This is a genomic window from Pseudomonas sp. 25 R 14 (assembly GCF_900004755.1).
Taxonomy (GTDB): Bacteria; Pseudomonadota; Gammaproteobacteria; order Pseudomonadales; family Pseudomonadaceae; genus Aquipseudomonas; species Aquipseudomonas brenneri.
This window is the reverse complement of record NZ_CVTS01000067.1, coordinates 3,619-8,619: the sequence shown is the minus strand read 5'-3', so window position 1 is coordinate 8,619 and position 5,001 is coordinate 3,619. Positions and strand designations below refer to the sequence as shown.

Sequence of the window (5,001 nt, the reverse complement as noted above, 5' to 3'; positions counted from 1 at the left end):
TCCTTCGATTCATCACTATGCGCAATGCGAATCAAGGTATGGCTATAAAGAACGTCGAGGGCAGGCCTGATTTTGCTTCGCTGACATCCCACATAATCCCTGATTTTTTCATAACCAATGGCCACCGAATCACTTTCGTTTGGGCGGATGGACACTAGAACCAAATAGATTTTTAGGGCCGTTAGGTACACCTCTCCACGGTTAGAGATTTCCGGCAAATGCTTTCTTACGCGATCAAACGGGATTTTTGCCCAGTACGAATCTCCCGTCTTTTCAGTGAGTTCATACACATGGACATGATTGGTTTTGTCGACCAGGACGATGCCCGCCTCCACCAGCCTGCCCAAACCTCTTATGACCATAGGTCTTGAAAGGCCTGTCAGCTTTTCCAGATCGGACAACGACAATTTAGCCTGACGCGTCCAAAAATCTATCGAGCTCGATAGGGCGATGAGGCATTTCAAGGCTGCAATCCCACAGCCAGATGATTTGCCTCCTATGAACTTGGACAGATTTTGCTCTGGGTCCCTAACCCACCAAGTAGGGCACTTACTGAACTTCCTTGCCATTAATCTTTTCCTTTAGAAACTGCCTTACAAACCTGCCTAACACACTCAGCAACCACCAAAAGGGCAACCACTGAAACCGTCGTTACCAGCACCAAAGGACTGGCACCAGAAACAATCGAGAAAAAAGCACTGACTGTGTCCATTGAGAAACCTCGCATTAACCGTGAAACGAAGCTTAGTGCTCAGTTTTACGTCTATCTAGATACAGTGATAGAAAAAAATGCGACAAAAATTCAAAAAAACACTTATAAATCAGTATCTTAACGTGTTTTTAAATTGGTAATTGTTTTCGCTATATCGGTAAACAGGAATCAAAAAAAACGCGTTTTTTGGTAAACGGTAATCCAGGTGATTTTTCACATCGGTAAATGGCAGCATGATTTTTTCCGCTAAACGGCAAAAAAATCTCCCTGCTAACCATAAAATTTCGGTTCTCCATCTAAAAAGGAAAGGCTTCCGGCTACGTATCTCCCCCCCTTGAGCCGCAGGTGAATGGGCAAGACGTGAAGGGGCCGGTAGGCCCACTTCACCTATCTTGCCCGCCGTCCCTGCGTTGCTCAGGCGTTGCCCTGACCTACCGATCACCGTTGCCCGGTGTTCTTCTGCCGTTGCTTAGCCGTTCTCTACGCGGTCTTTTCCCTCAGCTTCTGCCCGGGCTACCGCTATCACCTGCCTGATCCTGGCGAAGGCGCGCCGATCGTCCTCCCCGCGCTCGCGGACAATGCACAACGGCTCGCCCAAACACTCGCCCTGGTCGTCTCCAAGTTCAATGAAATAAGGCGTGTTATCGGTGTGTTCCATGGTTTGCCCCCCAAGTGTCTATAGCAGCCCCCCAAGTGTCAGGGCCGGTGTGTAAAAGCCACCGTTTCACCGTTTTTACCCCAAAAATGCTTCTCGATGTCGCCTGTTTACGGGCTGTGCCAGGTAAAAAAGTGGCTTTTACACACCGACTACTAACACTTGGGGGGCCGATTGATTAGGTTGTGTTTCAGCGTCACTTTCGCGTCCGTGAAAATGAGCCAGGAGTCACCTGATGAGCTACCCCTAGGTCAAATCTGAACGCTAACGCGCAAATTTGGCCGTTAGCGTTCAGCCTCAACCCAATCAGAGCTGAATTTTTTGTATTTCAGCGTGAATTTCTCGCATGCGAGAAATCCCAGTCTGGGCTCTGGGATTTTTTCAAAAACATGCAAAGTGGGGCTAATGACACGCGCAAACGTGCCTTCTAATGGGTATCCCCAAATCATTGAGGATGCCTCACATGGCTCACTTCAAAGCGTTTTTGTACGACACCCTGGTCAATGTCATGGCCTCCTTGCTGCTCGATCTGCTGCACCTGGTGTTTCATCTGGTGGGCTTGGTACCGGGCTGTCTGGCCGTCTTTGCGCCGCCGCTGTGCGGTTTGGCGTGACTTTCCGATTCGGAAAGATTTCGCATGCGAAATCTTTTCACAGCTCGACGGCAAACCCCTTCACCCCCAGGCTTTCGGCAAAGCGCCCGACGGCCGTCAGGCTGGACCAGGTGCGCAGCGCCTCACGGCGCGAGCGCACCGGCAGCCAACGGCTTCCCGCGCCGCCCAGGCGAATCGCCAAACCCCATTTATCGTCCTGCCGGCTGATCAGCACCTCACGTACAGCGCCGGCTTCAAGCATGGCGCGCAACGTTTCTTCCTGGATTCCTGCTCGCATCGTGACGGCCTCCTATTTTCGCGTCCGCGAAAATGACTTCCAAAGGGAGAGTTTCGCAGTGCGAAACTTTTCGGTGTGAAAGGTACGAATTTCCATGTCACCTCTCCTTGGGACTGCGTCAAACCAGACACGCCTAGAAAGGTACACCAGACCCCCACCCTCTGGTGTCCAGCAGGCGCAAAAAAGCCCACCGGGGTGGGCTTTTCTGTGGGTAGGCATTTAACGAATGTCCCGTTATGCGTTGTCCTGACGAGTGGTTCTAACCTCAAAGGGCTCAGCCTTGACACATCTGACTATCCTCATTAATCTCGTTATCAGATATTCGATATCGAATATCTGATAACTGATAAGGAATTGCCGATGGTGTACAAAAATAACGGTGGGCAGCCACGTGAAAAAGCGATGGTGGCTGCATATGCCTTGGTTACGAAATATGGATCGAAACAAGCTGATGTCGCGAAGGCGCTGGGATGTTCGCAGTCCACAGTGAACGCTTGGGTCAAAGAGATCACCTTCAGATCGCAGATCAGCTCCTTGGAACGCGAACTCGACGACGCTACGACCTACATTGATGATTTACGAAACGAGCTAGCACTGGGCTATGACGGTGACGACAATTAACCAGTGCTCGTTGAATCCAGACCCACGCAGAGGGCGATCTTCAGAAATCTGGTGTACAAACACAAAAAAGCCCGCATTTGCGGGCTTTTTTGTGTTTGGGGTTTAAGGATAACGCCGTTATGCGAATTCCGGATTACCTCCCAACCAGGTGCGTGTCAGTTCGTGCCTGGTGGATAACCACCGGCCTCCCACTTCGCTTTTCGCTTTGCACACCACCAGCGAAGCAACAGCACGGACACAACCAGCACACCAGTGGCTTTGAGGAAGAAAGAGGGCTCGATCATAGCGTTTTACTCCATTACGCAGGCTCTTGCGGCCAGCTCTATATCAAGCATGCGGAGGGAGCAAAGCGGGGCACAACAGGCCAGCGAGACCAATGAAAATAAACCGACGAACGGTCGTTTTTTAAGGTCAATTCCAAATGGCTCAGCACTAAATACAAAGACAATCCAAAAAGGTCTTTACCGTGCCATCCCTAAAAAACCATCTCCAAAACTCACTTCCGCTGAATGGATCCGCCTCGCCTGGCGTATCGGGTCCTTCGTTTATAACCACCAAGACTTGATTCTTTCAGCCCTGCATCACCTGCAATCCCTACCATTGCCGGGGGTGTCTTGACCCCTTCGCACAGGGTCTTTCGTACGTGCGAAGTGAACTGAAAAAGATCAAAACGCAAAACTGTAAACACCATTCGGATAGGCATTGCGCCGATTCAGGCCCCCCAAACCTTGCGTGGGGAGTCATTCACGAATGGAGCGTTAATAGATGTTTAAAAGAATTAAGTTTTTAATTTTTGTGCTCAAGATTTTGATCGATATTTTTTTCAGCGGCCCACCATCCGATGATCCATAGACGATGGTCTGAAGCGAGCTCAACTATAGAGCCCGATGCCAGCCAAAACTGATCCAAAAAACGCACGTCCCAAGGGCAAAAAAACGTTTAATTTTCTTGTATAGAGGCCGCTACAATAAATCCTAAGGATTTATTGTAGCGGCCTTGGTATCGAAAAACAACGAAAGCCAGCAAAATCAAGCTTTTCCTTGACTTGAACGCTCTTTACGGATATACGTCCTTAGGACGTATATCCGTAAAGAGTTGAAACCATGCGAAAAGGCGAACACACATGATATTGCTTGAGGAAGCGCTCATGGCATGGGTGCTAAACGACTACCCTTATTCAGTAATTACGAGGGAGCGAATATCCGAGCAGATATATATATTCTATATAGCGAAGGAATATAAAGGCCAAAAGATCGGGCTTATCAGAAAAGCTCAAGCTTCTGTTAATGATTACAGCAATAACATATCAAAACTAGAAAGGGCTGGGTTGCTCGTCACTCTAGGTGAACTTTCGCCTACAGATTTTTATGCAAAAGATTACTTATATAATAGTTATGTGATTCGCGGTAAGCCCGAGTACAGCCCCCAAGAAATTGCTTGTACTATATATCCGCATGCTTATATTTCTAAAATAAATGCAATGGCATGGTATGGCATAACCGATAGAATACCAAAAGTCATTCGCTTGACTACTTGCTCTCCCGCAGAGTGGCGAAAAAAATCTTTAGATGAGATACGCATTGCCAGTAATATTTTTATAGAGCCAATGCATTTTATACCAAAATTTCCCAAAAATATGCCCATCTTGGGAAAAGAGCTTATCGTCTCTACCGAGACAGATTTTATAGAACCAGTGCAAATAAAAAATAGTCCTATGAAAGTTTCATCCATAGGGAAAACTTTTGTGGATATGCTCAGAGTCCCAAAAGAGTGCGGTGGGATAGATCACGTAATAGATACGTATGTAGAATACGGTAGTAGATATTCATCCCAAATTATAGATTTCCTAAATGAACATGGCAGAAAAATTGACATCGCACGTACAGGATTCGTTTTGCAAAAAATAGTAGGTGTCGATCATCCAAAACTGACCGAATGGCAAATTGAGTCGCAACGCTCTAGAGGTAGCTCGAAAATATTAGTCCCTGGAGAACCATTTTCTCCTATTTTTGACGCTGATTGGTCTCTTTCACTTAACGCGGAAATAGCACAACAATATGGAAATTGATATTGAGCAGTGGGTTCAAGAAGCCCAGCCTGATTACCTATTGGCCAGACAAGCT

General features: G+C 47.6%; 5 protein-coding genes. 3 read left to right on the top strand and 2 right to left on the bottom strand.

The features are described from left to right. Positions 1-464: helix-turn-helix domain-containing protein (locus tag BFQ03_RS26345; protein WP_139115743.1), on the bottom strand; the 464-nt coding region annotated here is incomplete at its 3' end. A gap of 1,366 nt (positions 465-1,830) precedes the next feature. Between BFQ03_RS26345 and BFQ03_RS30365 the strand changes: the two genes are divergently transcribed. Beyond that, positions 1,831-1,980, top strand: a complete 150-nt coding sequence (locus BFQ03_RS30365; protein WP_159961735.1) for a hypothetical protein — start codon at positions 1,831-1,833, stop codon at positions 1,978-1,980. 37 nt (positions 1,981-2,017) lie between these two features. Here the strand turns inward: BFQ03_RS30365 and BFQ03_RS26335 are convergent, their stop codons facing one another. Continuing rightward, the gene (locus BFQ03_RS26335) at positions 2,018-2,257 is read right to left on the bottom strand and encodes a hypothetical protein (RefSeq protein ID WP_065944336.1); all 240 of its coding nucleotides are present in this window, start codon (positions 2,255-2,257) and stop codon (positions 2,018-2,020) included. Between the two features lie 360 nt (positions 2,258-2,617). Between BFQ03_RS26335 and BFQ03_RS26330 the strand changes: the two genes are divergently transcribed. Both BFQ03_RS26330 and BFQ03_RS30085 read left to right on the top strand, forming a co-directional pair. Continuing rightward, on the top strand, positions 2,618-2,878 hold the full coding sequence (locus BFQ03_RS26330) for a helix-turn-helix domain-containing protein (RefSeq protein ID WP_239695287.1): 261 nt from the start codon (positions 2,618-2,620) through the stop codon (positions 2,876-2,878). A 1,123-nt stretch (positions 2,879-4,001) separates the two neighbouring features. Then, on the top strand, positions 4,002-4,946 hold the full coding sequence (locus BFQ03_RS30085) for a type IV toxin-antitoxin system AbiEi family antitoxin domain-containing protein (RefSeq protein ID WP_139115742.1): 945 nt from the start codon (positions 4,002-4,004) through the stop codon (positions 4,944-4,946). Positions 4,947-5,001 lie beyond the last annotated feature (55 nt).

Excerpts from the sequence above, each read along its gene's own strand:
- BFQ03_RS30365 (WP_159961735.1), top strand. The coding sequence starts at position 1,831 with ATGGCTCACTTCAAAGCGTTTTTGTACGACACCCTGGTCAATGTCATG.
- BFQ03_RS26335 (WP_065944336.1), bottom strand. The coding sequence starts at position 2,257 with ATGCGAGCAGGAATCCAGGAAGAAACGTTGCGCGCCATGCTTGAAGCC.
- BFQ03_RS26330 (WP_239695287.1), top strand. The coding sequence starts at position 2,618 with ATGGTGTACAAAAATAACGGTGGGCAGCCACGTGAAAAAGCGATGGTG.
- BFQ03_RS30085 (WP_139115742.1), top strand. The coding sequence starts at position 4,002 with ATGATATTGCTTGAGGAAGCGCTCATGGCATGGGTGCTAAACGACTAC.